The organism is Pontibacter indicus (assembly GCF_900156345.1).
Taxonomy (GTDB): domain Bacteria; phylum Bacteroidota; class Bacteroidia; order Cytophagales; family Hymenobacteraceae; genus Pontibacter; species Pontibacter indicus.
The window spans coordinates 750,067-775,744 of sequence record NZ_FTPP01000001.1 but is presented as its reverse complement, the minus strand read 5'-3'; the positions used below and the strand labels follow the sequence as shown (position 1 = coordinate 775,744).

Sequence of the window (25,678 nt, the reverse complement as noted above, 5' to 3'; positions counted from 1 at the left end):
TACCCCATGAAGGAACTTGTTCAAAAGCTGCGCAAGTACGAAATACGCATACGCAAAGCCATCAACACCCAGATGCAGGGCGACTTCCACTCCGTTTTTAAAGGCACGGGGCTGGAGTTTGATGACGTGCGCGCCTACCAGTATGGCGACGATGTGCGCTCCATCGACTGGCACGTGTCGGCCAAGGGACAGGGTACTTTCGTGAAAACCTACCGGGAAGAGAAAGAGCAGTCTGTTTTCCTGATGCTGGATGTGAGCGCATCGCAGACCGTGGGAACGGGTCGCCAGCACAAATTAGATGTCGGCAAAGAGATCTGTGGGGTGCTGGCCCTGGCCGCTGCCCGGCAGCAGAGTCAGATCGGCATCATCTGCTTCAGCGATCAGAAAGAAAAATACATCAAGCCTGCCAAGGGAATTGAGCAAGCCTATACCTTGATCAAGGCGCTCAGCGAGCTGAAACCAAAATCGGTGAAGACCAACCTTGCCGCAGGTATCAAACTAACCCTCGACATTGTCAAGCGCCGCAGCATCATCCTGCTCATCTCTGACTTTATTGACGTGAACTACGAGCGGGAGCTGGCCATGCTGGCAAAGCGCCACGACCTGATCGTGATTCAGCTGCTGGACCTGCGCGAGCGTAACATGCCAAGCCTGGGCATTGTGCCGGTAATGGACAAGGAGACGGGCAAGACCATCTGGCTCAACACCTCCGGAGCGGAATTCAAGGAGCATTATTTTGCCCAGTACAAGCAGAACCAGGACCGTGTGATCCGGATCTGCCAGAAATACCAGGCCAACTACCTGGCTATTCAGGCCAACGAAGACTATGTGATGCAGCTGGTGAACCTTTTCCGCCTGCGTAACCGAACATCCAAGAAAAGTGCGTAACGTTCTGCTTCTATTTTTTTGCCTGATCTCCGTTGGCACGCAGGGGCAGCAATTGCTGGCACCCGCCGGAAGCTTCAGCAAAGACTCCGTGCACATCGGAGAGCTCTTGCGCTATACCTTAGTACACCGGCACCCGGCTGCTCAGGAGGTGATTTTACCAGACTCGAGCTACAATTTCGCTCCCTTCGAGCTGGTGCGGCAGGAGTATTACCCGACCAGCACGCGCGCGGGCATCAGCACAGACAGCACCGTCTATACCTTGCGCACCTTCGACACCACGCCAGTGCAGTCGCTGGAGCTGCCGGCCATTGTGCTGCGGGGCAAGGATACACTGCAAGTTGTGTCGCCGAAGCGGTCGGTCGTGTTGCGCCAACTGGTGCAGGACGTGTCCCCTACCCTTCAATTGCGCACCCAAACCAACCTGCTGCAAGTGGAAGAGCGCTTCGACTGGCCGATCCTGGTACTCTGGATTGTGACCATTGCGGCTTTTGTCGCGCTGGTGTGGCTGGTGTTCGGACAGACGATCAAGATCAAGTACCAGCTTTACCGATTGCGCAAAGACCACCTCTATTTCAACTCCAGGTATAACTCTCACGTGGACCGCTTCGTGAAAACGGGCGTTCCGACGAGTATGGAAAAAGCCGTGGCACTCTGGAAAAACTACCTGACCAAACTGGAGAGAAGCGCCATCAACTCCTTTACAACGAAAGAGATTGTGGAGTACTACAACGACGATGAACAAGTGAACGTGGCGCTCCGTCTGTGCGATAAGGCCATTTACGGCAACGTGACAGCAGAGTCTGACCAGGAAACAAACCAGGCCCTGAGCATGCTGCGCCGCTTTGCCCGAAGCCGCTACAAAACTCACCGAGAAATTACAGGAAATGCTCGAAATAAGCAATGACATGCTGGACTGGCTGAGCCTGGAGTGGTTTAGCCTGAGCACGATACGCTCCTTTGACTGGGTTTACCCGATGGTGCTCTACGCCCTGCCGGTAGTGCCGTTGCTGTTCATGCTGAAGGGTCTGGTCCGCCTTAAGTCGCGCAGTAAGCTGGACATGGCCATGTTCGAGGGAACCGTGCGCTGGCAGTGGTCGAGCCTGCTCCGCTTTGTGCCGGATGTGGTGTACATGCTGTTTGTGATGCTCGTGTTGCTGGCCCTGGCCCGCCCGCAGCGTATAAACGAACAGGTAGAGCAAACCTCCGAAGGGATAGACATTGTGCTGGTGATGGACGTGTCGGGCTCTATGGAATTGCAGGACATCAAGCCAAGCCGGCTTGAAGCAGCCAAAGACGTTGCCATTGATTTCATCAACGGACGTGTGGCTGATCGCATCGGGCTGGTGGTTTTTGCCGGCGACGCCTACTCCCTGGCTCCGCTCACCACCGATTACGAACTGCTTCGCGAAAGCATCCGCTCCATCGAGAACGGCATGATTCCCAATGACGGCACCGCCATTGGCAGCGCTTTGGCCGTGGCTATCAACCGTATGCGCGATTCCAGTGCCAAAACCAAGGTGGCCATTCTGATCAGCGACGGAGAGAACACAGCCGGCAGTCTGGACCCGAACATGGCAGCCCGCCTGGCCTATGCGCACCAGATCAAGGTATACACGATCGGGATCGGAAAGGACGGACTCGTGCCACACGACGTGGATGCCAACGGCAAAACCTTGTTAGTAGAAACGCAGTTAGACGAGAAAAGCCTGCGTGAGATATCGGAGACCGGGGAAGGGCAGTTTTTCAGAGCCGACTCACGCGATGCTTTGCAGGAGATTTTCCGGAACATCAACCAGTACGAGAAAACAGAGATAAACGAAAAACGCTTCCGCGACACCTACGACTATTACCAGGTATACCTGAAGTGGGCCTTGTTCCTGCTCGTGGTCTGGATGCTGCTGAAAAACACCTTCATGACCAACGTGCTGGAAGACTAGGAAGTTTGGGAGTTAGAGAAGTCGGAAGTTAGAAAGTTAGAAAATTGTTGAGATTCTCTATACCTCAAAACTGGCTCTACTTTACAGGTATAGCAATTGGCTTATAGCTATACCTGCTTTACAAATTGCGCGAACTAGAATTGAACACCATACATAAAACTATGTCTGATATTGCTGATAACATCCGTTTTTTTGACGAGAGGCTGCGTGGGACGCCCTGCCGCCTGGTAGCCGTTTCCAAAACCCACTCGCCTGAAAAGATCATGGAAGCCTACGACGCAGGCCATCGCCTATTCGGGGAGAACAAAGTGCAGGAACTGCTCGAGAAACGTGACCAACTACCGCACGACATTGCCTGGCACCTGATCGGGCATCTGCAGACAAACAAAGTGAAACAGATCGCCCAGTTCATCGACACCATCCAGTCGGTCGACAGCCTGAAGCTGCTGGTGGAGATTAACAAACGAGCCGAGCAGTTTAACCGCACCCTGCCCATCAACTGCCTGCTCCAATTCGACATAGCCGATGAGGAAACCAAGTTCGGCATCAACTACGACGAGGCGGTTGCACTGTTGCAGAGCGAGGAGTACCGCAACATGCACTTTATTCGTATCACGGGGGTAATGGGCATTGCCACCAACACCGATGATGAAGAGAAACTCCGGGGCGAGTTCCGAACGCTGCGAGCTTACTTCGAAAGGCTGAAAGAGACCTTCTTTGCTGCTAACGACGACTTTAAAGAAATTTCGATGGGCATGACTTCCGACTGGGAACTTGCTCTGGCAGAAGGCAGTACCTTCATAAGAGTAGGCAGCGGCATTTTCGGCGCGCGCCATTACAACAAATAATTATACCTTACACCATCATTCACGCTAAACCAACCAACACCATGCAAGAGCATACCAACGAGAACATGGAAGCCAATTACAGAAAATTCATCCAGCGCATTGTCGACACCGAGCGCGTTTGGGGCCTGACACACGACGATACCTGGGCTACTTCCAGCTCAGCCGAGTTCGAGGACGCGGAAGTGATTCTGTTCTGGTCCGACGCAGCCGGAGCAGAGGCTTGCGCAGAAGATGACTGGAAAGAATACAAATCGGAGTCCATTAGCTTGGTTGAGTTTCTGGAAAACTGGTGCGTAGGTATGTACGGCGACCAGCTGCTGCTAGGTCCGGACTGGGACGCCAGCCTGATTGGCCGTGAAATGGAGCCGCTGGTAGTGGCACTGGACGTTGTGCAGGAACTGAAGCACAAGAATAAAACCCTGGAGTTCACCCAATACGATAGCCAGGATGAGTTTGAAGAGCAGGTGATCGAAGCACTCGAAGGCGAGGACGAGTAAGTCGCAGCGAGGCAAAAGGCAGGTTATAAAGCTTAACCATTTCTTAACAGGTATAAGGTATAGTTATACCTGCTTATTGGCCTACTTTGCTGTAAAAATTTCGCATGCACAAATACCTGCTTTTTGCCTTGCTCTTATACCTGACATACTCCTGCACCATGCCCGCACAACAAGGCGCCATACCTGACAACACTGCCCAGCACCTTCCTGCCTTCGATCTGGAGGGCCACCGGGGCGCCCGCGGGCTGATGCCGGAGAACACCATCCCGGCCATGCTGCGGGCGCTGGACCTGGGCGTGACTACCCTGGAAATGGACACGCACATCACACGGGACAAACAGGTGGTGCTCTCCCATGACCCTTACATCAATCCTGAGCACGACCTCCTGCCAGACGGCTTTGAAATTCCGTCCAGTGACAAAAGCAGGTATGTGCTCTACCAGATGGACTATGCCACCATCCGTACATTCGATGCGGGTTCTAAATTCTACACTAAGTTTCCGCAGCAGGAGAAGCTCGCCACCTACAAGCCCCTCCTCTCCGACCTGATCGACTCGGTGCAGACCTACCTGCAGGAGAAACAGCTACCACAGGTATACTATAACATTGAAACCAAGTCTAAGCCCAGCGGCGACAACAAACTGCACCCCGCTCCGGAGGAGTTTGTAGACATGCTATTGGGTGTGATCGAGGAGAAAGGTATAGCGGAATGGGTGATCATCCAGTCGTTTGACGTGCGCACATTGCAGGTGCTTCACCGGAAGTACCCGCACATCAAAACATCGCTTTTGGTGGAGAATGTAAAAGGATTGAACAAGAACCTGGAGGCGATGGGCTTTATACCTGACATCTACAGCCCCTATTACCGGCTCGTCACGCCAAAACTGATACGGGATTGCCACGCGAAAGGGATGAAGGTAGTGCCTTGGACGATAAACGACCTGCCGGAAATGAAGCGGCAGAAAGAGATGGGTGTAGACGGATTGATTTCAGATTACCCAAACCTATACCCCGAATTATGAAATGGTGGATTTATGTCGGAAATTAGCGCCTGCATAACCAAAACATAACCTTCTCGTGACTCAAAAAGCCATACTCTTAATAGCCAGTGCCTTCGGAGCACTTAGTGTAATGATTGGAGCCTTCGGGGCGCACGCCCTGGCCCCCATGCTGCGTGCCACCAACCGCGTCGAGACCTTTGAAACGGCCGTGAAATACCAGATGTACCATACCCTGGCGCTGCTGGCGGTGGGGCTGCTGCTGTTCAAAATAGAACATCCGGCCCTGCAGGTGGCTGCCTGGGCTTTCCTGATCGGCATCATCATTTTTTCCGGCTCGCTCTATACCCTGATCCTGACCGGCGTGACCTGGATGGGTGTTATTACCCCGATCGGCGGAACGGCCATGATCGTAGGATGGGCAGCCTTGTTCTACGCCATTCTGAAAGCGCTTTAAGGTATAGGAACGCTCTAAAGCAAAAAGGCTCCAGGCAGATAACCGGGAGCCTTTCGTTTATAGGTATAGCAAACGTTACTGTGCTTTCGCAGATGAAGCTGACTTCTCTTTGATGTTGGTGACGATGTAAACATAGGTTGGCTCACCTGTGTTCGAGTGTACCGTGATGGCTTTTTTCTGCTGCCCCATACGGCCGGCGCTGTTATACTTGGCTTTTACAAAGCCAGTCTTGCCTGGCATTACCGCTTCTTTCGTCCAGTCAGGGGAAGTACAACCACATGTTACGTCCACGCGGTCGATGATGAGCGGCTGCGTACCTGTGTTAGTGAAGGTGAAGGTATGCTCCACCACATCGCCCTGCGCAATGTCACCAAAATTGTGCTCCGTTGCATTGAATGTAATGGCAGGACCTGATTTGGCCTGTGCCTGCGGTGCGGCTGTTTGCTTGGCAGGACCTTGCTGTGCTACGGCACCACCGGCTACCAGCGCCGCCATTGCAAAAGACAGGATTAATTTTTTCATACGTATAAAGGGTTTAGCTATTGCTGTTACGGTTTGTCTGTTGTTAAGTTCCAAGGTTTTGGTAAGACATCCAAATATATCAGTCAACCAATAGTTGCTTGCTAAAGTTCAGCAGGTATAGCTCATCAGACGAGCGGGTGAGTGCCGTATAGAGCCAGCGCGCAAATTCCTCGTTCACCATGTCATCCTTCAGAAATCCCTGGTCCACGAATACCGCCTTCCACTGACCACCCTGCGCCTTGTGGCAGGTGAGCGCGTAGGCAAACTTCACTTGCAGTGCATTCAGGTATGGGTTCTGCTTCATCTCCTTGGAGCGCTCCCGTTTGTTTTTAATGTCCGCGTAATCCTGCAGCACCGCGTCGTACAGCTTCTTGTTCTGCTCAGCAGGTAGGGCAGGCGCATCGGTATATAGCGTGTCGAGCATGATCTTCACTTCCAGCTCTTCTTCTTCCGGGTAGTCAACGAATCGCACGCGTACATCGGCAAAACGCATGTCGTACATGTCCTCGTACCGGATGATCTTGGTGATCTCCACAAAATCGCCGTTGGCCATGAAACCGATATTCGACTCCTTGGGCAGCCAGAAATAGTTGTTGCGCACGATCATCAGGTAGTCCCCCACGCCTATTTCGTCCTCCGAAAAGAAGATCTGGCGCCGGATGTGCTGGTTGTAGAGGTTGGCAGACTTGTTGGAGCGGCAGATCACGATAGAATTCTCTACCCCAAACTTATCGTAAGCATAACGCAGGCCGTCTTCGAGCTTATCGCCCGTCATGCGGTAGATGTCGCGCCAGCCTTTAGTGTGCAGCTTAATATCGGGCTTGTCGCCCTGCAGTTGGTTGCGCAGTTGGGTGGCGTTCATAAGTATACCCGATGCTTCCGCCTGGCGCATCACCTGACGCAGCTCGAGTTCGTGAACCTGGCAGCGAAAGTTGCTTCTCAGGTAATCGGCATTGAGCGCCGGGCTCAGGGTCTGGTTAACGGGCGGCAGCTGGGCCGTGTCGCCGATGAGCAGGAGTTTGTTGCTCTTGTTCTCGAACACATAGCCCATCAGGTCCTGCAGCAAGCCGTTCTGCCCAAAACCACTGTCATCCGAAATCATGGAGGACTCGTCCACGATGTAAAAGGTCTTGTCCGCCTTGTTGGGCATACGGGTGAAGGAAAGCCCTTCGGAATAGGGATTGGCCGTCTGCCGATAGATTTTTTTGTGAATGGTAAAAGCCTTGCGACCGCTGTAGGAGGCCATCACCTTGGCCGCGCGGCCTGTTGGTGCCAGCAGCACATACTTATACCCGAAGGTGCGCAAAATCTTCACCAGCGAGGTAACGACCGTGGTCTTGCCCGTACCGGCAAAGCCCTTGAGCAGAAAAACCGATTTTTCGGATACGGTATCCGCTATAAATTCGTCAAGCTTGGCAAAAAGCCGCGCCTGGTCCTGGGTAGGCTCAAACGGAAAACTTGTTCTAAGTGCCTCTACTGGACGCATATTTTAAGTTAGAAAGTTAAAAAGTTTAGGAGTTAGAAAGTTAGAGGTGTTTGAAAGTTTTGGGTGTAGAAAATTGAGCGTAATGAGAGAAGATCCGCAACCTGCTAAAATCATAGTTTGTAACATGACATCCGGGTCGGAAACCTCTACATTAACAAATTATACCTTTTTAACTTTCTACCTTTCTACCTTCCAAATCCTCGGGTGTAATGTTGGCCATGGAGGCGCTGGCTTTGGCGATCAGCAGCGGTTCCTGCTCTCCTTTCACCACGTATACCTCGGCCTCGCAGAAATTGAGCTTGCGGCCCTGCTTCAGCACGAACCCTTTGGCCAGCAGTTTGTCGCCCACGCCCGGGTGGAAGTAGGACACCTTAAGTTCGGCCGTGACCACATGGTGGCCCTTCGGCACCAGGCTCGCGGCAGCGAAACCCGCCACAATATCGGCCAGCGTGGCGATGACGCCACCGTGGGCAAAGCCCTTATGCTGTTTGTGCTTCTGCTCCAGCAGGAGCTCGCCCTCTACCCTGCCCTCTTCAATTTTAGTTACCTCAAAGCCCATGAGCTTCATAAACTCCTGGCGCTCCAGCTTCTCTTTTATATCAGCCCGAAAATCGGGGTTATAGCTCTGAATCATATTTCGTAAATTTACCACCTATACCTCGCTATCGCAAACATGAACACACTAAACCCCAATGCCGAGGCCTATGCCGGCAAAGTAAGGCTGCGCGTGTGCGGCATTTGTCTGCAGGACGACAAGCTTTTACTCGTTCGCCACCAACCCACGCTCAACAACGACGCTTTCTGGGCACCACCCGGCGGCGGACTGCAGTATGGTGAAACCGTTGAAGCGTGCCTGGTACGGGAAGTACTGGAAGAAACTGGTCTGCAGTCCAAAGTAAAGCGCTTCCTGTTTGTCAACGAGTTTCTGGAAGAGCCGCTACAAGCCGTGGAGTTGTTCTTTGAGCTGGAAGTGACGGGTGGTGAACTGGTGACAGGTATGGACCCGGAAGCAGGCGAGGGACAGCAACTCATCGAAGAAGTCGCTTTTCTGAGCTTGAACCAGATCCGGGAGATTCCGCTGGCAAACAAGCACAGCGTACTCCATTACCTTTTTTCGCTGGACGATCTGTTCGGATTGCCACATCGCTTCGTGCAGGCATGATCCTTTTACTATATTTTTAGTATACTTGCATAGCACAATATAGCATTACACGGAGCTCCTATACCTTGAATACCATCAACACGCACTTTCGGCTGGCATATCAACTGCACGATGAGGCTTTTCAGCTTTCGCAGGCTGGCAACTGCAACCTGTACATGGCCCTCAATTCCAAAGCCATGCGCCTGGCCGTGGTAGATGTGGAGCGTAACAAGTTTGTGGCGCTGGAAGACTACGAGCTGATCACAGTGTTCACGCCGCTGCAGATTGCCGAGCAATTGCGCCTGATCGCTGACCAGAGCCCGATCTTGCAGGAACAGCGCTGGCTGGACATCCGCATCAGCATCAGCAACCAGTTTTTCACGCTCGTGCCGGAAACGCTCTTCGACCCGGCGCACCAGGAGGACTACCTGCGCCTGCACAGCACCCTCGACCCGCAGCAGCACGTCATTCTTCATAACCGCACCTTCGGACTGGATGCTGTGAACATTTTCGCCATCGACGGTGTGCTTTACCGCATGGCTCAAAGCCTTTTCCCGGAGCGGAACGTCCGTTTCATGCACCAGACCAGCGCCCTGATCAGGAGCCTGCTGCTCCAATCGGATAGAAAGGCGGGTCGTACGATGCACGTTTATGTGGAGCGCAATTACGTAACGGTGCTCGTCGTAGACGAAAACGGGCTGCAGTTCTGCAACGTGTTCCATTACCTGAGCCCGGAGGACTTCATCTACTTTGTCATTTTTGTGATGCAGGAGCAGAAGATGAACCCCGAGCAGGAGACCATTACTGCCTGGGGCGACATCACCCCAGACTCCGGCCTCTTCAACATGCTCAAAAAGTACATCCGCCAGGTCAAGTTTGGCAAGCGCCCCGCCGATGTAGGCTACAGCTACAAATACGACGACCTGTTCGAACACCGATACTTCGAACTCTTCAGCTTACACTTTTGCGAATGAGTGAGTGAATGAGTGATTTAGTGATTATTAAAATCATTCATGATTATCTAATAAGGTAGCCCATGACGACATTCGTTAAGCAGGCACTTAATCACTACAACTCAGGTAGCGAAAAAAACATACTCGCTAACAAACAGTAATATACAATCAGCAATTCTCTCAACTCACTCATTCGCTCAATCACTCAATCACTAACTCCAACATGAAAAGAACCGCTATTTTCCCCGGATCGTTTGACCCATTTACCAATGGCCACCTGGACGTGGTGATGCGCGGTTCAAAAATGTTTGATGAGATCATCATCGCCATCGGCAATAACAGCAGCAAGCAGCGCTACATTCCGGTGGACAAAATGGTGGAGGTGATCAATGGGATATTTAAGGACCAGCCGCACATTCGCGCAGAGGCTTATAAGGGGCTGACGGCAGAATTTGCACGCGAAGTGGGGGCCACTTTTTTACTGCGCGGCCTGCGCAACACCACCGATTTTGAATACGAGAACACGATTGCGCAGGCAAACCGCCATATTAATCCCGAACTGGAGACAGTATTCCTGATCACTTCACCAGCTCTGGCGGCCATCAGCTCGACCATCATCCGCGAGATTCACCGCTTCGGTGGCAACGTAGATGATTTTATACCTTTCCGGATTTCAGAGATTGGAGATATTCCCGCACAATAAAGGCAATGGAGGTATAGGCTTTGGGTAACACTTCAAAGGCTTCTTCCGGCGTCATCCAGCGCACTTCTTCAATAAACTCCTCTGCTTGCGGCTTCATCAGGCTGTCGTCGGTACAAGCCATCAGGTACCAGCTGGTTTTCTTGAGAATCTTTTTGCCTTTGAAAGCATAGGAGTGCCAGGTTTTGGGCAGCTTGCTCAGCACTTCTACCTTGATGTTGCACTCCTCCTCTACCTCGCGTACGGCTCCATCCTGTACCTTTTCGCCTTTGTTCAGTTTTCCTTTTGGCAAATCCCAAACGCCAAGGCGGTAGATCATCAGAATTTTGTCGTCTTTCAGCACCAGTCCGCCGCCGGCCTTCACGATCTTGAATTGATCTTTGAGATGCTCTATCAGCTGCTTTTTCTTGTTGGCAACCAGCGTAAGGGAGTTGAGTTTCTTGAGCTTTTTCACCTCCATCAGGCGCACGATGCGGTCGATCAACAGCGGATCGGCCCGTTTGATGAGCACATCGCCTACCAGACTCTTGGACGTGAAGTGGTTTTCGGCATCGAGCACCAGGTCGTAGTGATGACGGTATACCTTCTCGTTTGACTTTTTGATGATAAGCGGAATATCGTTAATGAAAACGTTCATAGGGAAAGGTGCTCGTGTATCAGGCTTGAAATTTACACAAATCAATCAATATTTCGCTGCAAAGAAAATACAGGTCGGTAAAAAGGGGAAATATTTCTTAAATTCGGCCATGGATAATCAGACCACAGCACATCAGGTTGCCTCTTTTCTGTTGGAGACAGAGGCCGTGAAATTGAGACCGGAACAGCCCTTTAAGTGGAGTTCCGGCTGGAATTCGCCCATTTACTGCGACAACCGCGTTACCCTGTCCTTTCCGCACATTCGCAGCTACATCAAGCAGCAATTGGCCGAAATGATCAAACAGAACTTTCCGGAGGCCGAAGCCATCGCCGGCGTTGCCACGGCAGGTATAGCGCAGGGTGCTCTGGTGGCCGATCTGCTCGAAATGCCCTTCCTCTATGTACGTCCCCAGCCGAAAAGTCATGGCATGGCTAACCAGATCGAAGGCAAGCTGATCCCGGGCCAGAAAGTGGTGATGGTAGAGGACCTGATCTCGACAGGCGGCAGCTCGCTGAAAGCGGCAGAGGCCGTGCGCTCCGCAGGCGGTAACGTGGTCGGGATGGCCGCTATTTTCACCTATGGCTTTGCAGTGGCACAGAAGAATTTTGAAGAAGCAGGTATAGCCCTGCACTGCCTGAGCGATTACCAGGCGCTGACCGAAGCCGCCATGCAGAATGGTTACATACCGGAGTCGGCTCTGCCAACCTTGGCAAAATGGCGCCAATCGCCGGAAACCTGGAAGGTATAGATTTTTGAGACAAAGGACTTTTGGACAAAGGACAATATCCTTTTTAAAGGTATAGCATGAAAATTGGCCTCCTCTCTGATACGCACGACTATGTTGATGATCAAATCCTCCGGCACCTGGCTGGACGGGACGAGATCTGGCATGCCGGTGATTTCGGCACAGCCAAAGTAGCAGAGCGGCTCAGCGAGGTGGCCCCCCTCCGGGGCGTGTACGGCAACATCGACGGGCAGGACATCCGGGTTCTATACCCCAAAGTGTTACGCTTTGAAGCCAACGGGCTGGACGTGCTGATGACACACATCGGCGGCTACCCGGGCAAGTATCACCCCGACATCCGGCAGGAAATCAAAACCAACCCACCGGGGCTCTTTATAACAGGGCATTCGCACATTCTGAAAGTAATGCCGGATAAAAGCCTTAACAACCTGCTCCATTTGAACCCGGGTGCGGCTGGCCGGCACGGCTTCCACCAGGTGCGCACCATGATGCGCTTCTCGATTGAGGATGGCCAGGTGCGTGACCTGCAAGTGATTGAGCTAGGCAAAAGGGCATAAAAAAAGCGTGCCTGCTGGTGCAAGCACACTTTGAAGTCTTTTCAAAACCCGCCAACCGAAGCTTTCACAGCGTTGGCAGGCAGATGGTTTTACTTTGCCGTATAAGACTACTCAGCAGAAGCTTCTTCTTCCTTCTTGTTCTTTGGCGCTTCACCGAACTGAGCACGCAGCTCGTCCATGTCCACGTTCTTGATAACTGGTGTCAACAACAATTGCTTAATTCTGGCAACCTTGTTGTTTGCTCTTGCCTTATTCTTACGGTCTTTTCTTTTAAGTCTAGTAACTCCCATCGTTGCAAAATTTAAATTTGAAGGGCAAAAGTAAGTTATTATTTTTACAAAGTAAAGTATTTACCGCATCAAATTCTATATGACGATAACAGACCTCCGATCCGACACCGTGACCAAGCCCACCCCGGCCATGCTGCAGGCTATGTTTGCCGCCCAGGTAGGCGACGACGTGTACGAAGAAGACCCGACCATAAACGCGCTGGAGCAGAAAGCTGCCACCCTCTTCGGGCTGGAAGCCGGCCTTTTCTGCCCATCAGGCACCATGACCAACCAGATCGCCATCAAGGCCCACACCGAACCCATGACGGAGGTGATCTGCGACATCACGGCGCACATTTACCAGTATGAAGGCGGTGGTATCATGTTCAACTCCGGGGCGTCGGTGGCACTGGTGCAAGGCGAGCGAGGCAAAATGACGCCTGCGCAGGTAGAGGCACACATCCGTCCGGACAATATCCACTACCCTCCTACCCGATTGGTTGCCCTGGAGAACACCTGCAACAAAGGAGGTGGCTCCTACTATACCTTGCCCGAGATCGCGGCCATTTCGGAGGTATGCAAGCGCCACGACATCGCCCTGCACCTGGACGGAGCCCGCGTGTTCAATGCGCTGGTTGCTTCAGGTGAGAACCCACAGGAGTACGGAAAATACTTCGACAGCATTTCCATCTGCCTCTCCAAAGGACTCGGCGCGCCCGTAGGCTCGCTGCTGCTTGGCAAGAAAGACTTCATTAAAAAATCACGCCGTATCCGGAAGGTTTTGGGTGGCGGCATCCGGCAAGGTGGTTATCTGGCCGCAGCCGGCATCTATGCGCTCGATCATCATGTGGAGCGCCTGGCCGAAGATCACGCAAAAGCCAAGCAGCTGGAGGCCGTTTTGAACGAGGCGGATTATGTAGACTTTGTGCTTCCCGTACAAACCAACATCGTCATCTTCAAGCTCAACGACAGGTATAAGGATGCTGATTTTGTGGCCGCTTTGGGTGAGCAAGGTATACGGGCCTCCAGCTTCGGTCCGCAAATGGTGCGCTTTGTGACGCACCTGGATGTGAGCGAGGAGATGCTGCAGCATGTGCTCCAGGTACTGCACTCACTCAACAAGCGACAAGTAGAAGCCTAATTACCAAACCCTGCGCTGTGGCGTAATCCCCACAGCGCAGGGCATTCTCCTATACCTACACCAACTCCCTAAAACTATGGCGCTTCAATCCCCCGATTCCGACATCATAGCCACGCTGGCAAAAGACCCGATTATGGCTGTTATCATAGACAGGGGCCAGCCATTGACCTCTTCCTGGTCAGAGGATTTGTACTTTGAATTGCTGAGCTCCATCGTGTCGCAGCAGCTTTCTGTAAAGGCTGCAGCCACTATTTTCAAACGCTTCACGGAGCTATACCCGGATACTTACCCTCACCCGCACCTGGTGTTGGAATCAGCTGATGAAAAGCTGCGCAGTGCTGGGCTTTCCTTTCAGAAGATTGGGTATGTGCGCAACGTAGCGGCTTTTGCGCAAGGCGGTAATCTGGAACATGCCGTTATAGATGCGATGGAAGACGAAGCCCTGATTCAGCACCTGTCGCAGATCAAAGGAGTCGGCCGTTGGACGGTGGAAATGCTGCTGATGTTTGCTTTGGAAAGACCGGATGTGATGCCAGTGGATGACTTAGGTATACAGAATGCCATGAAGCGCCACTACGGTCTGGAGGAAAGCGGCAAAGCGTTGAAGGCACGTATGCTCGAAATTGCGGAAAACTGGCGCCCCTACCGTACCATCGCCAGCAAATACCTGTGGCAGTCGCTGAACAACACGCCCAAATAAACGCTATACCTATCGCACCTTCGCGCGCTTCACCAGGTAACTGTACAGCACCTTGTCAAATGGCTCGCTGATGTCCACGGGCACGAAGTCGATTTTGTACTGGCCGCACTTAAGCTCGAGTTCGCGCTTGTAGTTGGCCACGGCGCTGCGATAATGTTCTTTCACCTGCGAGGGTTGCAGTTTCAGCTCCTGCCCTGTCTCCACATCCACGAACACATAAGGCCGCTCGGTAAAATCAAAATCCTCTTCGGTGCGACGGTCCATCACGTGAAAAATCAGCACCTCGTGTTTCTGGTGTTTGAGATGTTGGAGGGCGGCAAAAATGGCGTCGCTGTTTTCGTGCTGCCCCAGCATGTCACTTAAAATAACCACGAGCGAGCGCTTCGGAATCTGCTGGGCAATCTGGTGAATGACGGAAGCCACATCGGTTTGTGCACGGGTTGGCGCTTCTTCCAGCTGCTTCTGCAAGAGCAATAGCAAGGTATGAAGGTGAGAGGCCGTGGATCTGACAGGCGTTTGCTGGCGTATGGAGTCGGCAAAGGTCACCAGGCCCACGGCGTCGCGTTGCTTGCGGAGCAAGGTAGCCAGCGCAGCCGCGCATAGCACGCTAAAGGTGAGCTTCCCCCGGTTCTCCACCGGATAGTACATGGAAGGGGAAACGTCGAGCAGGATGTGGCAGCGCAGGTTCGTCTCTTCCTCAAAGCGCTTGATGAACAGCTTGTCGGTGCGGGCGTATACCTTCCAGTCGATGTGGCGGGTACTCTCACCGCTGTTATAGAGGCGGTGCTCCGAAAACTCCACTGAAAAGCCATGATAAGGGGATTGGTGCAGCCCCGTAATAAAACCCTCTACCAGCTGCTTGGCCAGAAATTCCATGTTTTCAAATTTCTGAACATCGGCTAGGGTGAGTGGCTTTTTCATACAGGTATAGGGCTTATTTCTTTCCGGTCGGCTTTATCTCAGAAACGAGGGTGGCCATTTCGGGTTGCCCATCATCCGGAACTTCGTGCAGCTGCACGGATGCCACTCCTTCCCGGATCAGCTCAATCTGCGCTGCTGCAGCCCTTGACAAGTCGATGATGCGGTGACGGCTGGGCGCCATACGGTCGTTGATGCGCACTACCACGGTTTTACCGTTCCGCACATTGGTTACCTCCACAAAAGTATTGAACGGCAGTGTGGCATGGGCGGCTGTCAGCAGCGTTTTGTCGTAGCGCTCGCCATTGGCTGTGCGGTGTCCCTGCATGCGGTCAGCGTAGTAAGATGCCTTACCGTCAGCTTTATACAGCGCCGTGCTGGTGTTGAAAGAAAAGAGAAATACTAGTATAAGTGAAAGCAAATTCATACTATACTATATTTGGTCCGGTGGCAAATATAGAATTAATTCTCTATAGCGCTGTTAAAGAGCTAAATTTTAAATTCAAAAATTTTTATATATCAGAACAATATGTTAGCTTTAGGTTCAGAAAGTTGAATTTAACGTCTATAACACGGTGGAAGAGAACAACGACAAAGCAGAAATTTATTCCCAAAGAGTAAGAGCAGGGAAGAGAACGTATTTCTTTGATGTGAAATCAACTCGCTCAAATGACTTCTATGTGACCATCACAGAGAGCAAACGCAAGTTCAAGGATGATGAATTCTCTTACGAGAAGCACAAGATCTTCCTTTACAAAGAGGACTTCGTGAAGTTCATGGAAGCCTTGCAGGGCACAATCGATCACGTTAAATCCGAACTTTTGACAGAAGAGGCTCTTGCCGCCCTCGAAAACCCAACCGAAACGGAGGCAGCTCCGGTGGCTGTGGCTGCTACCGAGGTGTCTTTTGATGAAGAACTGAAGTGGGAGTAGTTTCCCCGTTTTTAGTTTAGCGACCGAGAGCCCGTGTTTACCACACGGGCTTTTTTTATACCCGTGCCCCCTACTCTATACTTGCCGAAAATTCGTACCTTTGCACCCTGATATAAAACAAGATAAAGATAAATGGGACTAAGATGCGGAATCGTAGGACTGCCAAACGTGGGCAAGTCCACTTTGTTCAACGCTATTTCGAATGCCAAGGCAGAGTCTGCCAACTACCCTTTCTGTACCATCGAACCTAACGTAGGCGTGATCACGGTGCCTGACGAGCGCCTGCAGATCCTGGAGGAACTGGTAAATCCGCAGCGCGTATTGCCTACCGTGATCGAGTTTGTGGACATTGCCGGTCTGGTGAAAGGAGCCAGCAAAGGCGAAGGGCTGGGCAACAAGTTCCTGGCCAACATCCGCGAAGTGGACGCCATCATCCACGTGGTGCGTTGCTTCGAAGACCCGAACATCGTGCACGTAGCCGGCAAAGTAGACCCGATCTCTGACAAAGAAATCATCGACACCGAGCTGCAACTCAAGGACCTGGAGTCAATTGAAAAGATGCTGCAGAAAGTGCAGCGTTCTGCCAAAGCCGGTGATGCCAAAGCCAAGAAAGAGCTGGCGATTCTGGAAAAATACAAGAACCACCTGGAGCAGGGCCTGAACGCACGCAGCCTTGAGGCGTCTGAAGAAGATAAGGAAACAGTTAGCGAACTCAACCTGCTCACTGACAAGCCAGTGATCTATGCGGCCAACGTAGACGAGAACTCAATGCTGGAAGGCAACGAATTCTCCAAGGCGCTAGAAGAGCATGTGAAGAACGAGAACGCACAAGTGGTACTCATCTCTGCTTCCATCGAAGCACAGATCGCTGAACTGACGGATCCAGAAGAAAAGGAAATGTTCCTGGCAGAGTACGGCCTAAAAGAATCTGGCCTGAACAAACTGATCCGCGCCTCTTACGACCTGCTCAACCTGATCACCTACTTCACGGCTGGTGTAAAAGAAGTACGCGCCTGGACGATCGGCAAAGGCTGGAAAGCCCCTCAGGCAGCGGGCGTTATCCACTCTGACTTCGAGAAAGGCTTTATCCGTGCCGAGGTGATCAAACTGAAGGATTACCAGGAATACAAGACCGAGGCCAAGATTAAAGAAGCCGGTAAAATGGCCGTAGAAGGCAAGGACTATGTGGTACAGGACGGCGACATTATGCACTTCCGTTTCAACGTATAGTGCTTATACCTGATTAGCATAAAAAGACAAAAGGCGGGAATGATCCCGCCTTTTTTGTTCACGATGGAGCTAAACCTAAACTCTTGAAAATCTGATAGTCACTGAAGCCAGCCGTGTAAGTCGGGCTTATAGTAAGCCGGCCTCAGTTCGTATCAGTCTATTGTCATAATCAAAGGTATAGCGTCTTTTCAGTTTCCGAAATACCTAAAACTGGGTATTTATGATGGCGCCTTACTTGTTGTTGAACAGGATTTCTTCATACCCGATCAGCAGGTCAGCGCGGGAGCCGGGCGGTCTGTAATATATGAGAATATCGTAGGTGTTGCCGGTGGCAAAATGGCTGCCCTCAAAATAGCTGGCATCGGGTGCCTGCCCTTTGGCAGGCCTTAGCGCATAGTAGTAGTTATAATAGCCCTGCTTCAGAAGTAGCCTGCCTTTGTAGGCCTGCTGCTCGTGGTCATAGCGCATGCGGGTTTCATCGTTCAGTTGCCACTCGGTCATGCCACCCTGTAGGTATACCTCTCCCTGCTCCTCTCCTGTTTTCAATTCAAAATCAACCCAGGTATAGTCGGCGTTCACAACCGAGTTTCCATACTCCCTGTTGCCATACAGCATCTTGCCGTCCGCATCCGGGTCCTGGCTGTAGGCTAATCCGGCTCGGCTACGCTCGGGCTGCAGCTTAATGTGCACGGGCGATGCTTCCAGGTTGATCTGTTCTATACCTAATCCCTTGAAACGGATGCTGCGCGAATCAAAAGAACGGAACTCACTCAAGCCCAGGAAATGATCTTTCGCCTCAAAGAACACATATTCCAGGCGGCGCTGGTCGTCACGCACAAAGGCTGGCCGCGGGTATACCTTGGCATTGTCCCAGCGGTGGTTCTGGCGCATCACCGCTTTCACATCCTGTGACGGATTTACCAGTGCGTAGTCTTTGTAAAACACATTGAATTCAACAGGCTGGCGGGCGGCTCTGCCCTCAGGACCAGTTGGCGCGCCCAGTTTGGCTGTCACAGCCACCAAGTTTTGGTACACGAGTATGCGTCTGGTCAGCAGCAAATTGCCGCCTTCTTCGCTTACCTGCAGCACATAGTTTCCGCTCAGTTTCACGCGCGGCACCCGAAAACGATAGTGCACATAGGGTACCCGGGTGTTGATGGAATTCTGCACATCCGTAATAAAGAACTCATTGAAGTCGTTGAGGAACTGTGCATCATTGAGGCCGGAGGGGGTCCAGTCGGCATTGCAATGCACTAGCTTGGCCACCAGGCGTTGCGGTCCGGCATTCAAACGGTCAAATTCAAGCAGAATCGGCTGCTCCTGGCCTAAGGAAACAACAGCTGGTTCCAGTACAGCCTCCGGCCCACCGGTGCCCCGGTAACACTGCACCGAGCGTATGCTGGCGTCGTACACAAAATCCTCGTAGCGGATGGGCTGCTGTGCGGTGCTGCCCGTAGTGGCATAGCCTTGCTGCTCAAGCGGAACACAGGCCGCCAGTCCCAGGCAAATGGAAGCGAGCGCCAGGACATTACTTAGCTTACTTAAGCGCATCATTCAGTTTTATCAGTTGAAAGTGGGGCCAAATATAGCCCACTCAATGCATAGCCGAAGATAGGAATTTTTGAACAAAGCTACAGGAACAACGTAATGCACCATTGTATTTTTCCTGCAATACACTGCAGATCAGATGCTTAGCACGTATACAAATTATCGCGAAACGAATAGCCCTTCTATATGAAAAAAGTTCTACTGGCCGGCGCTACAGGGCACCTGGGGAGACATATTTTCCGGGAGCTAAAACTACAGAGGTATGAGGTGCGTGTATTGGCACGCCATCTGAAAAAGGCACAAGCCCTATTTCCGGATCCGGAGGAACTCATACTTGCCGACGCGACCAGGCCACATGAACTAGAGGGGTGCTGCACGGACATAGATGTGGTGATATCGGCCATGGGCAAAAATCTAAGCCTGCGCCACCAGAATGCAGGTTCTTTTCATGAAATAGATTACGAGGCAAATCTTCATCTGCTGAAAGAGGCCGAGCAAGCTGGCGTGAAGCAGTTCATTTACGTGTCGGCCTTTGGTGCCGGTCGGTTTCCGCAGCTGGCTTACTTCCAGGCACATGCCGACTTTGAAAATGCACTGCGACACAGTTCGCTCACTTATACTATTCTAAAACCGGTTGCCTTGTTTTCGATGTTAGAGGGAATGGCAATCATGGCACGCAGAGGCCACATCGGGCAGCTAGGCCAGGGCGACAGCCTGATCAACCCAATCTATGATGGTGATGTGGCCAGCATTGCCGTATCCAGCATCGGCAACGCTAGTCAGACAATTGAGTTGGGCGGTCCCGCCACCTATACCCGTCGGGAACTGGCGCAGCTAGTTTGTGAGGCGGCAAGCTATAACGGGCGCGTCACTGAGATCCCCTTCGATTATGTCGAAACGCTGCTGCCATTTGTGCGGTTGCTCAGCAGAACCCTGTACGATAAGCTTGCCGTGATGGCAGCTGTTAGTAAGGTAGACTGTATTGCACCGGCAGTTGGCCAGTTCAGTTTAGAGGCCTATTTTGAATTGGAACCCCAGTTGAGCGCCTAGTGTGGTGAAAGGACAAAAATTTTCTGGTTAAAAATGAACCAGTTAGCCCAAAACAGGGCTTTTAGCCAACAAAAAGTATGAACGACAGTTTGCAATATAAAAGCTAGCCCCTATATTTGCATCACAATACGACAGAATGGTCCGTTCGTCTAGGGGTTAGGACTCCAGATTTTCATTCTGGCAACAGGGGTTCGATTCCCCTACGGACTACTAAAAAACCTCTCAGCTAAAACTGAGAGGTTTTTTATTCCATTTGATCATTCCTCAGGTGTTACAGAAGTGTCAGCTACAGGGATTCCACCCCGGTCAAAATTCAAGCACACTTTTTGCATCTCTTCAAAAAGATAAGAAGTTGCTATTCCCGGCAACTGCATGACCAATTTACTTTAGAACCTGAAGCCCAGCGAAACATAAGGCAGCACATCCTCCTCCGAGAAGCCGACCACTGCCTGCAACAGCACGAGTTTAGCAGGTATGAGGTATAGCCCGCCTCCGTAGCCAGTGTGCCATGTGTTCGATTTTTCATTATCTGCCCACACCCGGCCCACGTCATTGAAACCTACGACTCCTACAGAACCGGGAAACAGGTAGGAAGTAAAGTCGAATAGCTTTAGGCGCAGCTCCAGGTTGTTGTAGAGCAGGTGTTCGCCGGCAAAACGAAAATTACGGAATCCCCGCAGGTTATGATGCCCGCCCAGGTATAGCAGCTGGTAGAAATAAGGGTCTCCCACCGTTACGCCGCCTCCTATGCGGTTTGCCAGCGCCACATTGCTGTTGCCCTTCGGGTTGAGATAGAAACTGAACTCTGAACGCAGCTGTCCGAACCTGTTGCCCTTATCCAGTTGCTCTACCCCCAGGAGTGATGTATGCCAGTATACGCCCTTGGTTGGCATGAAAGCATCGTTGCGTGTATCCAGTTCAAGACCGGCGACAAGCCCTGCTGACATCCTTCTTGTGAAGACATCCTCTTGTAGGCTTTGCTCTTCGTAGGCAATCAGAAAGCGACCCGCATTATCACGGGCACTGCTGTTATAGTACTGCGCCATAAGTCCGATGCTTCCCTTCAGTTGCTTGCTCAGGTTGCGGTGCAGCCTAACCTGGGAGGTGATGAAGTCATAGCGGCTACGATAGAAGCGGATGGGCTTATCCCCCATTTCGATAAACTCCGTTTCATTGCCAATGCCAAAAAAGTTGCTGGTGTTATTAGGCGCTCTACCGTCTACCTCTACACTCAGGTCGTTTTTGCCTAGTGCCTCGGTAAAGTAACCAGAGTAGGTGAAAAAAGTCGCATTTGTCGTTAAGGCATGCCCCAGCATGAACTTGTGCGTCGCGGCAAAGGGCTTTTTCCGGAAGCCATGTTTAGTATACTGGAAGCCAGCTCCAAGCAGTACGCCATCATCCAGGTTATAGCCAACGGAGAGCAACGGCCGGATCACGTTATACTCAAATGCCTTGGGATCATACGCATTTATAGTGGTGTCTTCAGCAAGATGGAACTTCGCTGTCGATGCCTTCGGGAATTGATTATCTTTATCAGAACGGTCGTAGATGTGAAGCCTGCTTCGGTTCTGAAAACCATCCGCTACCACAAACCGGTCAGCCTCGTTCCCTCCTATCATCCTTACCTTGATCGGAGATTTCACTGCGCCTGATACCGAAAACACATCTTCCCCGCCTCTGCCGTATAGCCGCACCTCATTCGTGATTCCTGGGTCGAAGGTGCGTTCGTAGAGTTGCCTGCCCCTGCTGTCATCTTTCTTCATCTTGAAAACGGTGACCGTAATGCTTCCGTTCTCCTGGTAGCTGACTTCAAACAACTCCCGCTTGTCAGAGCCCGGCACGTCTACCTCCTTGGAGAGGAAACGGTAGTAATGCAGGCTTTCTTCTTGCAGCTTGTTTCGGCGGGCGATCATTTTCCGCGCCAGTTCTTCGCCAGAGAGGGACTGTATATTGGCAGGCATCCGGCGTACGGCCTCCCGTATCAGCTCATCCGTTAGCGTTTGCTGCACGTTGGCGATTTCGGCACGCCAGTCGCCTTCACTCAGCCCGGCGAGAAACATGCGGTCGAAGTAGCGGGCGTTAAAGTTAAAGCCGTTGATGTCTCGGATCTTCTCGTCGAAACCCTGAAACTTGGGCATGATCCATTTGCGTGACCCTATCTTGGGAATCACCCCTTCATTCGTGAAAAAGACCTGATCCCGGTCGCGGGGAAAAGGCAGGTAATAATCTCCTATCGAGTCCTCCAGCTCTACCCACCGCCACTGGTCCTCATGCCGGTCCCAGTCGCCAATGACGATGTCCAACAGACGAGCGCGCAACAACAGCTGCTGGTCCACACGGTCATCGTGGTCCTCCTTCAGTTTCTCCAGCACCTTCTCCGTGTTATCAGTGTCCTCAGCTTCTATTGGTTCCCGCTCCTCAAACAGGTATACCTGGTTCGCAAAATCGTTCCTGTACTCGCCTAACTCCGGGCTATCCGGCATGTATACAATTTCCGGTTTGGCATGCGGAATTCCCAGTGCCTCGGCCAGGGGCGGCACTACCAAAGCGCCAAAGGGATGCGAAGCCGATATCTGATCCTGCACTATGGCCCTGGCCACTGTCTCTCGCAGGTTTTCAGGCAGCGCCAGGCCCGGGTCTTTTTGTACAGTCCGAAGCACCCACTGCTGTCCCGTGGAATCCTCTAAGCGAAGTGACTTGGTCTGCATCCCTCCTCCTTTTTTCAGGATCTTCATACCTCCTTTTTCCTGATCCAGGTGAAACACCCGCAGTTTCACTGGTGTTGCCCATAGGTTCCGGTAATTGTTCCCGAGCCAGAAGGTATGCGACTTGCTCACCTGGTTATATTCCGGCGCTATGGCAACAGTCACGCTATCAGATCCTGCTAGTTCCTGTGCATGGCTTATACCATTTGCAAATAAAGAGAGCGAGAGAATTATAGTGATTACTTTAAAGACGCATATTTGCATAATTGCTTGTGTTTTTGCGTGCTGATTTTTGTCAGGTTTGGACTATTATGTCTAGTTAAGCTTAATTTCTTTGTACCGGATTGAACTGCAGAGTGCAGCCATTACCGATCAAGAAGCCAAGCAGACCATCCTATTTCCCGTTCAACAACTCATGTGGCCTATAGTTTTTGAGGAAGCCTCAGGTCGCTAACAGCATACGATAATTTCTGTGCTAAGTGCGCCTGTATGCATAATTTTAGAGAGGTGTATACCTAGGGGATTGCATGATTTGGTGCACTCTTGATCAGCCTGACCAGTAATAAGGTTTACTACAGGCTCTGCCGTTGTCATCGTCAACCTGTCGTTATTAGCAGGCAGGTTCGGGTATGAGAACCGCAGCCCAAATGCCACAGCCAGATGGGGTATCATCGGCTTTACAAAAACATGTTCGATAGAGCTCGGCAAATACAGCATCCGGGCGAATGCTGTACTTCCTGGGGCAGTCGCAGAGACACGGATAGAAAGGGGGATTAGAGGGAAGAGCGGATGTGAATGGCACCACTTAGGAACAGGAAAAGGAAAGCGCCAAGATGATTCCCGGGCAGATGCTGCCAATTGAGGAAAATGCGCGGGCTGCAGGCTAAGCTATTAATTTTGATCCGGCACCACAAGAAGCTTAAACCTCGTCTTTGGACTTCTCACCACTTTCCTCAGCATTCTCTGAAGCACCGCGTTTGGCATTCTTGGCAGCAGCTTTTAGCATTTCCTGATGTTCTTTTCTTTCCTTGAACTCCTTCTGGCGCTGCTTCTTTTGTTGGTCTCTCGATCTGGTACTCATGGCTTGATATAGTTTGGCAATAGCTGTTTTGTGGACCTTGCTCTTTCCTGATTTTCGGGAAGTCTTACCGACGCGTTTCAGCAAAGTTAAATTATTCTGCATTGGAGGTATTCGAATGAAAGGAGGTTAATAATCTCCCCCTAAAAATGCACTTATTGAAATACTTCTTAGTTTTGTAGTTCAACCTGATCCATACCTGCGGATCTCTCCTGTTATTATTAATAATACGATACATGCTATCGAAAAAGACAAAATATGCGTTTCATGCCCTCTCCTACCTGGCCGAAAACCAGGAGAAGGGCGCTGTGCTTATCCAGGAAATCGCATTCAGTAAGAACATCTCGCACAAATTTCTCGAAAACATTCTGCTCGAATTGAAAAAAGCAGGTATACTGGGCAGTAAAAAAGGCAAAGGCGGCGGCTATTACCTTATCAAAAAACCAGAAGAGATCACTCTGGCTAAAATCATCCGCCTGCTCAACGGTCCCATCGCCTGGCTACCCTGCGTGAGCCTGAATTATTATGAGAAGTGCTCCGACTGTCCTGACGAAGCCACTTGCAACATGCACCTCATCATGTGCCAGGTAAGGGACCAAACGCTAGCTGTTGTCGAGAACAAAACCCTTGCTGATCTGACTGCTAAAAACACTGACAAACAGACCTTTAAATATTAGACATAGATAATTTTAAATTTTTTTTGGTCTATTACCCTATTTAGTTTGTAGGTTTTATGTAGTTTTGGATTTCAAAGCAGCCCTATGCTACTAGATCAATACCTACGAAAAGCCTTCAACAGAAAGCAAGGCCCTAACAAGGACAGCAAATTCAAGAGCATCGCCAAGGCATTTTCCTGGCGCTTTCTGGGTACGCTGGACACCATCGTCATCTCCTACTTCATCACCGGCAAGCTCAAGATGGCTTTCTCGATCGGTACCATTGAAGTCTTCAGCAAAATCCTGCTCTACTACGTGCACGAACGAATCTGGGAAAGATTCACCGTTAAAAAACACGCCCATGAACTTGAAAAATCAAATCCCGTCGCTGCTTGAGGAACTGGCAGACCTGTCGCTCTCCGAAGCGCTTGCTCTTGTGGCCAGCAGATTCCCTGACAGCGTAGCCTTCTCGACCGCCCTTGGACAGGAAGACCAGGTCATCACCCACGCTATTTTCTCAGCTAAGCTTCCCGTCCGGATTTTCTCCCTCGACACCGGCCGACTATTCCAGGAAACCTACACCCTTTGGAGCGAAACGGAGCGACTCTACCAAAGCAAAATAGAGCCCTTCTTTCCACAGGCCAGCGACGTAGAGGCTTACGTCTCACGCGATGGCATCAACGGTTTCTATGATTCTGTGGAAAGCCGCAAGGCCTGCTGCCATGTGCGGAAGGTGCTGCCACTGACCAGAGCGCTGCAGGGATTAAGCGTATGGGTGACCGGGCTGCGTTCCGGGCAAAGCGCCAACCGAAGCAGCTTCAACCTGCTGGAATGGGACGAGAATTTCCAGATCATCAAATTCAACCCGATCATCAACTGGTCCTTCGACGAAATGCTCGCTTACCTGCAGGAGCATCAGGTACCTTATAACAAGCTGCACGACCAGGGTTTTGTCAGCATTGGCTGCGCCCCCTGCACCCGGGCTATTGAGCCAGGCGAGGAACCGCGTGCCGGCAGGTGGTGGTGGGAACAAACCCAGAAAGAGTGCGGGCTTCATGCAAATTACTTCAACCAAAAAAATTAAT

Annotated in this window: 31 protein-coding genes and 1 tRNA gene; 22 read left to right on the top strand and 10 right to left on the bottom strand. The window is 51.5% G+C overall.

Annotation, left to right across the window (positions count from 1 at the left end):
• Positions 1-6: 6 nt before the first annotated feature.
• The 7 genes from B0B12_RS03335 to B0B12_RS03305 all read left to right on the top strand — a co-directional run bounded on the left by B0B12_RS03335 (position 7) and on the right by B0B12_RS03305 (position 5,625).
• Positions 7-888, top strand: coding sequence for a DUF58 domain-containing protein (locus B0B12_RS03335; protein ID WP_076666060.1), 882 nt, complete (start codon positions 7-9; stop codon positions 886-888).
• Positions 881-1,792: a hypothetical protein gene (locus B0B12_RS03330; protein ID WP_076666059.1), complete on the top strand. Its 912-nt coding sequence runs from the start codon at positions 881-883 to the stop codon at positions 1,790-1,792. The genes B0B12_RS03335 and B0B12_RS03330 overlap by 8 nt, the downstream gene beginning before the upstream one ends.
• On the top strand, positions 1,773-2,825 hold the full coding sequence (locus B0B12_RS03325) for a vWA domain-containing protein (protein ID WP_076666058.1): 1,053 nt from the start codon (positions 1,773-1,775) through the stop codon (positions 2,823-2,825). Before B0B12_RS03330 ends, B0B12_RS03325 begins: the two co-directional genes overlap by 20 nt.
• A gap of 161 nt (positions 2,826-2,986) precedes the next feature.
• Positions 2,987-3,673 (top strand): YggS family pyridoxal phosphate-dependent enzyme, encoded by a 687-nt coding sequence (locus B0B12_RS03320; RefSeq protein WP_076666057.1) that lies wholly within the window; start codon positions 2,987-2,989, stop codon positions 3,671-3,673.
• Between the two features lie 41 nt (positions 3,674-3,714).
• Positions 3,715-4,170: a DUF2750 domain-containing protein gene (locus tag B0B12_RS03315; protein ID WP_076666056.1), complete on the top strand. Its 456-nt coding sequence runs from the start codon at positions 3,715-3,717 to the stop codon at positions 4,168-4,170.
• 104 nt (positions 4,171-4,274) lie between these two features.
• Positions 4,275-5,192: a glycerophosphodiester phosphodiesterase gene (locus B0B12_RS03310; RefSeq protein WP_076666055.1), complete on the top strand. Its 918-nt coding sequence runs from the start codon at positions 4,275-4,277 to the stop codon at positions 5,190-5,192.
• A gap of 109 nt (positions 5,193-5,301) precedes the next feature.
• Entirely contained in the window at positions 5,302-5,625 is a 324-nt protein-coding gene (locus B0B12_RS03305) for a DUF423 domain-containing protein (protein WP_076666054.1), read from the top strand.
• A 75-nt stretch (positions 5,626-5,700) separates the two neighbouring features.
• On the opposite strand, the gene B0B12_RS03300 is transcribed toward B0B12_RS03305, so the two are convergent.
• The 3 genes from B0B12_RS03300 to B0B12_RS03290 all read right to left on the bottom strand — a co-directional run bounded on the left by B0B12_RS03300 (position 5,701) and on the right by B0B12_RS03290 (position 8,267).
• Positions 5,701-6,147 carry a DUF1573 domain-containing protein gene (locus B0B12_RS03300; RefSeq protein ID WP_076666053.1) on the bottom strand — a complete coding sequence of 149 codons (447 nt, stop codon included), beginning with the start codon at positions 6,145-6,147 and terminating at the stop codon, positions 5,701-5,703.
• A 79-nt stretch (positions 6,148-6,226) separates the two neighbouring features.
• Entirely contained in the window at positions 6,227-7,633 is a 1,407-nt protein-coding gene (locus B0B12_RS03295) for an ATP-dependent DNA helicase (protein ID WP_076666052.1), read from the bottom strand.
• Positions 7,634-7,802: 169 nt separating this feature from the next.
• Positions 7,803-8,267 (bottom strand): PaaI family thioesterase, encoded by a 465-nt coding sequence (locus tag B0B12_RS03290; protein ID WP_076666051.1) that lies wholly within the window; start codon positions 8,265-8,267, stop codon positions 7,803-7,805.
• A gap of 39 nt (positions 8,268-8,306) precedes the next feature.
• Between B0B12_RS03290 and B0B12_RS03285 the strand changes: the two genes are divergently transcribed.
• The 3 genes from B0B12_RS03285 to coaD all read left to right on the top strand — a co-directional run bounded on the left by B0B12_RS03285 (position 8,307) and on the right by coaD (position 10,430).
• Positions 8,307-8,795 (top strand): NUDIX domain-containing protein, encoded by a 489-nt coding sequence (locus tag B0B12_RS03285; protein ID WP_076666050.1) that lies wholly within the window; start codon positions 8,307-8,309, stop codon positions 8,793-8,795.
• A gap of 65 nt (positions 8,796-8,860) precedes the next feature.
• On the top strand, positions 8,861-9,748 hold the full coding sequence (locus B0B12_RS03280) for a DUF3822 family protein (protein ID WP_076666049.1): 888 nt from the start codon (positions 8,861-8,863) through the stop codon (positions 9,746-9,748).
• Between the two features lie 202 nt (positions 9,749-9,950).
• Positions 9,951-10,430 carry a pantetheine-phosphate adenylyltransferase gene (gene coaD, locus B0B12_RS03275; RefSeq protein ID WP_076666048.1) on the top strand — a complete coding sequence of 160 codons (480 nt, stop codon included), beginning with the start codon at positions 9,951-9,953 and terminating at the stop codon, positions 10,428-10,430.
• Here coaD and B0B12_RS03270 read toward each other — a convergent pair.
• Entirely contained in the window at positions 10,384-11,064 is a 681-nt protein-coding gene (locus B0B12_RS03270) for an NUDIX hydrolase (protein ID WP_076666047.1), read from the bottom strand. The genes coaD and B0B12_RS03270 overlap by 47 nt on opposite strands.
• Positions 11,065-11,173: 109 nt before the next feature.
• Here B0B12_RS03270 and pyrE point away from each other — a divergent pair, with 109 nt between their 5' ends.
• Together pyrE and B0B12_RS03260 are read left to right on the top strand one after the other, a co-directional pair.
• Positions 11,174-11,812 (top strand): orotate phosphoribosyltransferase, encoded by a 639-nt coding sequence (pyrE, locus tag B0B12_RS03265; RefSeq protein ID WP_076667633.1) that lies wholly within the window; start codon positions 11,174-11,176, stop codon positions 11,810-11,812.
• A gap of 56 nt (positions 11,813-11,868) precedes the next feature.
• Positions 11,869-12,366, top strand: coding sequence for a metallophosphoesterase family protein (locus B0B12_RS03260; protein WP_076666046.1), 498 nt, complete (start codon positions 11,869-11,871; stop codon positions 12,364-12,366).
• A 107-nt stretch (positions 12,367-12,473) separates the two neighbouring features.
• Here B0B12_RS03260 and B0B12_RS03255 read toward each other — a convergent pair whose 3' ends face one another.
• On the bottom strand, positions 12,474-12,656 hold the full coding sequence (locus tag B0B12_RS03255) for a hypothetical protein (protein WP_040574265.1): 183 nt from the start codon (positions 12,654-12,656) through the stop codon (positions 12,474-12,476).
• Positions 12,657-12,735: 79 nt separating this feature from the next.
• Here B0B12_RS03255 and B0B12_RS03250 point away from each other — a divergent pair, with 79 nt between their 5' ends.
• Together B0B12_RS03250 and B0B12_RS03245 are read left to right on the top strand one after the other, a co-directional pair.
• Positions 12,736-13,776 carry a threonine aldolase family protein gene (locus B0B12_RS03250; RefSeq protein ID WP_076666045.1) on the top strand — a complete coding sequence of 347 codons (1,041 nt, stop codon included), beginning with the start codon at positions 12,736-12,738 and terminating at the stop codon, positions 13,774-13,776.
• Positions 13,777-13,852: 76 nt separating this feature from the next.
• Positions 13,853-14,476 (top strand): DNA-3-methyladenine glycosylase family protein, encoded by a 624-nt coding sequence (locus B0B12_RS03245; RefSeq protein ID WP_076666044.1) that lies wholly within the window; start codon positions 13,853-13,855, stop codon positions 14,474-14,476.
• A 9-nt stretch (positions 14,477-14,485) separates the two neighbouring features.
• On the opposite strand, the gene B0B12_RS03240 is transcribed toward B0B12_RS03245, so the two are convergent.
• Both B0B12_RS03240 and B0B12_RS03235 read right to left on the bottom strand, forming a co-directional pair.
• Positions 14,486-15,397, bottom strand: a complete 912-nt coding sequence (locus B0B12_RS03240) for a DUF58 domain-containing protein (RefSeq protein WP_076666043.1) — start codon at positions 15,395-15,397, stop codon at positions 14,486-14,488.
• A gap of 13 nt (positions 15,398-15,410) precedes the next feature.
• Positions 15,411-15,821, bottom strand: coding sequence for a septal ring lytic transglycosylase RlpA family protein (locus B0B12_RS03235; protein WP_076666042.1), 411 nt, complete (start codon positions 15,819-15,821; stop codon positions 15,411-15,413).
• Between the two features lie 148 nt (positions 15,822-15,969).
• On the opposite strand from B0B12_RS03235, the gene B0B12_RS03230 reads away from it, so the two are divergent.
• A complete protein-coding gene (locus B0B12_RS03230) occupies positions 15,970-16,326 on the top strand; it encodes a DUF3276 family protein (RefSeq protein ID WP_076666041.1) in 357 nt (118 codons plus the stop codon).
• Positions 16,327-16,458: 132 nt separating this feature from the next.
• Positions 16,459-17,556 carry a redox-regulated ATPase YchF gene (ychF, locus tag B0B12_RS03225; RefSeq protein ID WP_076666040.1) on the top strand — a complete coding sequence of 366 codons (1,098 nt, stop codon included), beginning with the start codon at positions 16,459-16,461 and terminating at the stop codon, positions 17,554-17,556.
• Positions 17,557-17,787: 231 nt separating this feature from the next.
• Here the strand turns inward: ychF and B0B12_RS03220 are convergent, their stop codons facing one another.
• Positions 17,788-19,110 carry a type IX secretion system plug protein gene (locus B0B12_RS03220; protein WP_076666039.1) on the bottom strand — a complete coding sequence of 441 codons (1,323 nt, stop codon included), beginning with the start codon at positions 19,108-19,110 and terminating at the stop codon, positions 17,788-17,790.
• A 180-nt stretch (positions 19,111-19,290) separates the two neighbouring features.
• Between B0B12_RS03220 and B0B12_RS03215 the strand changes: the two genes are divergently transcribed.
• Both B0B12_RS03215 and B0B12_RS03210 read left to right on the top strand, forming a co-directional pair.
• On the top strand, positions 19,291-20,154 hold the full coding sequence (locus B0B12_RS03215; RefSeq protein ID WP_076666038.1) for an SDR family oxidoreductase: 864 nt from the start codon (positions 19,291-19,293) through the stop codon (positions 20,152-20,154).
• Positions 20,155-20,292: 138 nt separating this feature from the next.
• A tRNA-Glu gene (locus tag B0B12_RS03210) sits at positions 20,293-20,364 on the top strand.
• A 176-nt stretch (positions 20,365-20,540) separates the two neighbouring features.
• Here B0B12_RS03210 and B0B12_RS03205 read toward each other — a convergent pair.
• Positions 20,541-23,024, bottom strand: coding sequence for a BamA/TamA family outer membrane protein (locus tag B0B12_RS03205; protein ID WP_212564604.1), 2,484 nt, complete (start codon positions 23,022-23,024; stop codon positions 20,541-20,543).
• A gap of 397 nt (positions 23,025-23,421) precedes the next feature.
• On the opposite strand from B0B12_RS03205, the gene B0B12_RS20780 reads away from it, so the two are divergent.
• Positions 23,422-23,721, top strand: a complete 300-nt coding sequence (locus tag B0B12_RS20780) for an SDR family oxidoreductase (RefSeq protein WP_083704135.1) — start codon at positions 23,422-23,424, stop codon at positions 23,719-23,721.
• 57 nt (positions 23,722-23,778) lie between these two features.
• Here B0B12_RS20780 and B0B12_RS20205 read toward each other — a convergent pair whose 3' ends face one another.
• Positions 23,779-23,940, bottom strand: coding sequence for a hypothetical protein (locus B0B12_RS20205; RefSeq protein WP_170871813.1), 162 nt, complete (start codon positions 23,938-23,940; stop codon positions 23,779-23,781).
• Between the two features lie 233 nt (positions 23,941-24,173).
• Here B0B12_RS20205 and B0B12_RS03190 point away from each other — a divergent pair, with 233 nt between their 5' ends.
• From B0B12_RS03190 to B0B12_RS03180, 3 genes are all read left to right on the top strand, one after another.
• Positions 24,174-24,614, top strand: coding sequence for an RrF2 family transcriptional regulator (locus tag B0B12_RS03190; protein ID WP_076666035.1), 441 nt, complete (start codon positions 24,174-24,176; stop codon positions 24,612-24,614).
• An 84-nt stretch (positions 24,615-24,698) separates the two neighbouring features.
• The gene (locus B0B12_RS03185; protein ID WP_076666034.1) at positions 24,699-24,989 is read left to right on the top strand and encodes a DUF2061 domain-containing protein; all 291 of its coding nucleotides are present in this window, start codon (positions 24,699-24,701) and stop codon (positions 24,987-24,989) included.
• Complete coding sequence (locus B0B12_RS03180; protein WP_076666033.1) at positions 24,955-25,677, top strand: phosphoadenylyl-sulfate reductase; 723 nt, start codon at positions 24,955-24,957, stop codon at positions 25,675-25,677. The genes B0B12_RS03185 and B0B12_RS03180 overlap by 35 nt, the downstream gene beginning before the upstream one ends.
• The last annotated feature ends 1 nt before the right edge of the window (position 25,678 follow it).

Coding starts and splice junctions, on each gene's coding strand:
- B0B12_RS03335 (WP_076666060.1), top strand. CDS start 7: ATGAAGGAACTTGTTCAAAAGCTGCGCAAGTACGAAATACGCATACGC.
- B0B12_RS03325 (WP_076666058.1), top strand. CDS start 1,773: ATGCTCGAAATAAGCAATGACATGCTGGACTGGCTGAGCCTGGAGTGG.
- B0B12_RS03320 (WP_076666057.1), top strand. CDS start 2,987: ATGTCTGATATTGCTGATAACATCCGTTTTTTTGACGAGAGGCTGCGT.
- B0B12_RS03315 (WP_076666056.1), top strand. CDS start 3,715: ATGCAAGAGCATACCAACGAGAACATGGAAGCCAATTACAGAAAATTC.
- B0B12_RS03310 (WP_076666055.1), top strand. CDS start 4,275: ATGCACAAATACCTGCTTTTTGCCTTGCTCTTATACCTGACATACTCC.
- B0B12_RS03305 (WP_076666054.1), top strand. CDS start 5,302: ATGATTGGAGCCTTCGGGGCGCACGCCCTGGCCCCCATGCTGCGTGCC.
- B0B12_RS03300 (WP_076666053.1), bottom strand. CDS start 6,147: ATGAAAAAATTAATCCTGTCTTTTGCAATGGCGGCGCTGGTAGCCGGT.
- B0B12_RS03295 (WP_076666052.1), bottom strand. CDS start 7,633: ATGCGTCCAGTAGAGGCACTTAGAACAAGTTTTCCGTTTGAGCCTACC.
- B0B12_RS03290 (WP_076666051.1), bottom strand. CDS start 8,267: ATGATTCAGAGCTATAACCCCGATTTTCGGGCTGATATAAAAGAGAAG.
- B0B12_RS03285 (WP_076666050.1), top strand. CDS start 8,307: ATGAACACACTAAACCCCAATGCCGAGGCCTATGCCGGCAAAGTAAGG.
- coaD (WP_076666048.1), top strand. CDS start 9,951: ATGAAAAGAACCGCTATTTTCCCCGGATCGTTTGACCCATTTACCAAT.
- B0B12_RS03270 (WP_076666047.1), bottom strand. CDS start 11,064: ATGAACGTTTTCATTAACGATATTCCGCTTATCATCAAAAAGTCAAAC.
- pyrE (WP_076667633.1), top strand. CDS start 11,174: ATGGATAATCAGACCACAGCACATCAGGTTGCCTCTTTTCTGTTGGAG.
- B0B12_RS03260 (WP_076666046.1), top strand. CDS start 11,869: ATGAAAATTGGCCTCCTCTCTGATACGCACGACTATGTTGATGATCAA.
- B0B12_RS03255 (WP_040574265.1), bottom strand. CDS start 12,656: ATGGGAGTTACTAGACTTAAAAGAAAAGACCGTAAGAATAAGGCAAGA.
- B0B12_RS03250 (WP_076666045.1), top strand. CDS start 12,736: ATGACGATAACAGACCTCCGATCCGACACCGTGACCAAGCCCACCCCG.
- B0B12_RS03245 (WP_076666044.1), top strand. CDS start 13,853: ATGGCGCTTCAATCCCCCGATTCCGACATCATAGCCACGCTGGCAAAA.
- B0B12_RS03240 (WP_076666043.1), bottom strand. CDS start 15,397: ATGAAAAAGCCACTCACCCTAGCCGATGTTCAGAAATTTGAAAACATG.
- B0B12_RS03235 (WP_076666042.1), bottom strand. CDS start 15,821: ATGAATTTGCTTTCACTTATACTAGTATTTCTCTTTTCTTTCAACACC.
- ychF (WP_076666040.1), top strand. CDS start 16,459: ATGGGACTAAGATGCGGAATCGTAGGACTGCCAAACGTGGGCAAGTCC.
- B0B12_RS03220 (WP_076666039.1), bottom strand. CDS start 19,110: ATGATGCGCTTAAGTAAGCTAAGTAATGTCCTGGCGCTCGCTTCCATT.
- B0B12_RS03215 (WP_076666038.1), top strand. CDS start 19,291: ATGAAAAAAGTTCTACTGGCCGGCGCTACAGGGCACCTGGGGAGACAT.
- B0B12_RS20205 (WP_170871813.1), bottom strand. CDS start 23,940: ATGAGTACCAGATCGAGAGACCAACAAAAGAAGCAGCGCCAGAAGGAG.
- B0B12_RS03190 (WP_076666035.1), top strand. CDS start 24,174: ATGCTATCGAAAAAGACAAAATATGCGTTTCATGCCCTCTCCTACCTG.
- B0B12_RS03185 (WP_076666034.1), top strand. CDS start 24,699: ATGCTACTAGATCAATACCTACGAAAAGCCTTCAACAGAAAGCAAGGC.
- B0B12_RS03180 (WP_076666033.1), top strand. CDS start 24,955: ATGAACTTGAAAAATCAAATCCCGTCGCTGCTTGAGGAACTGGCAGAC.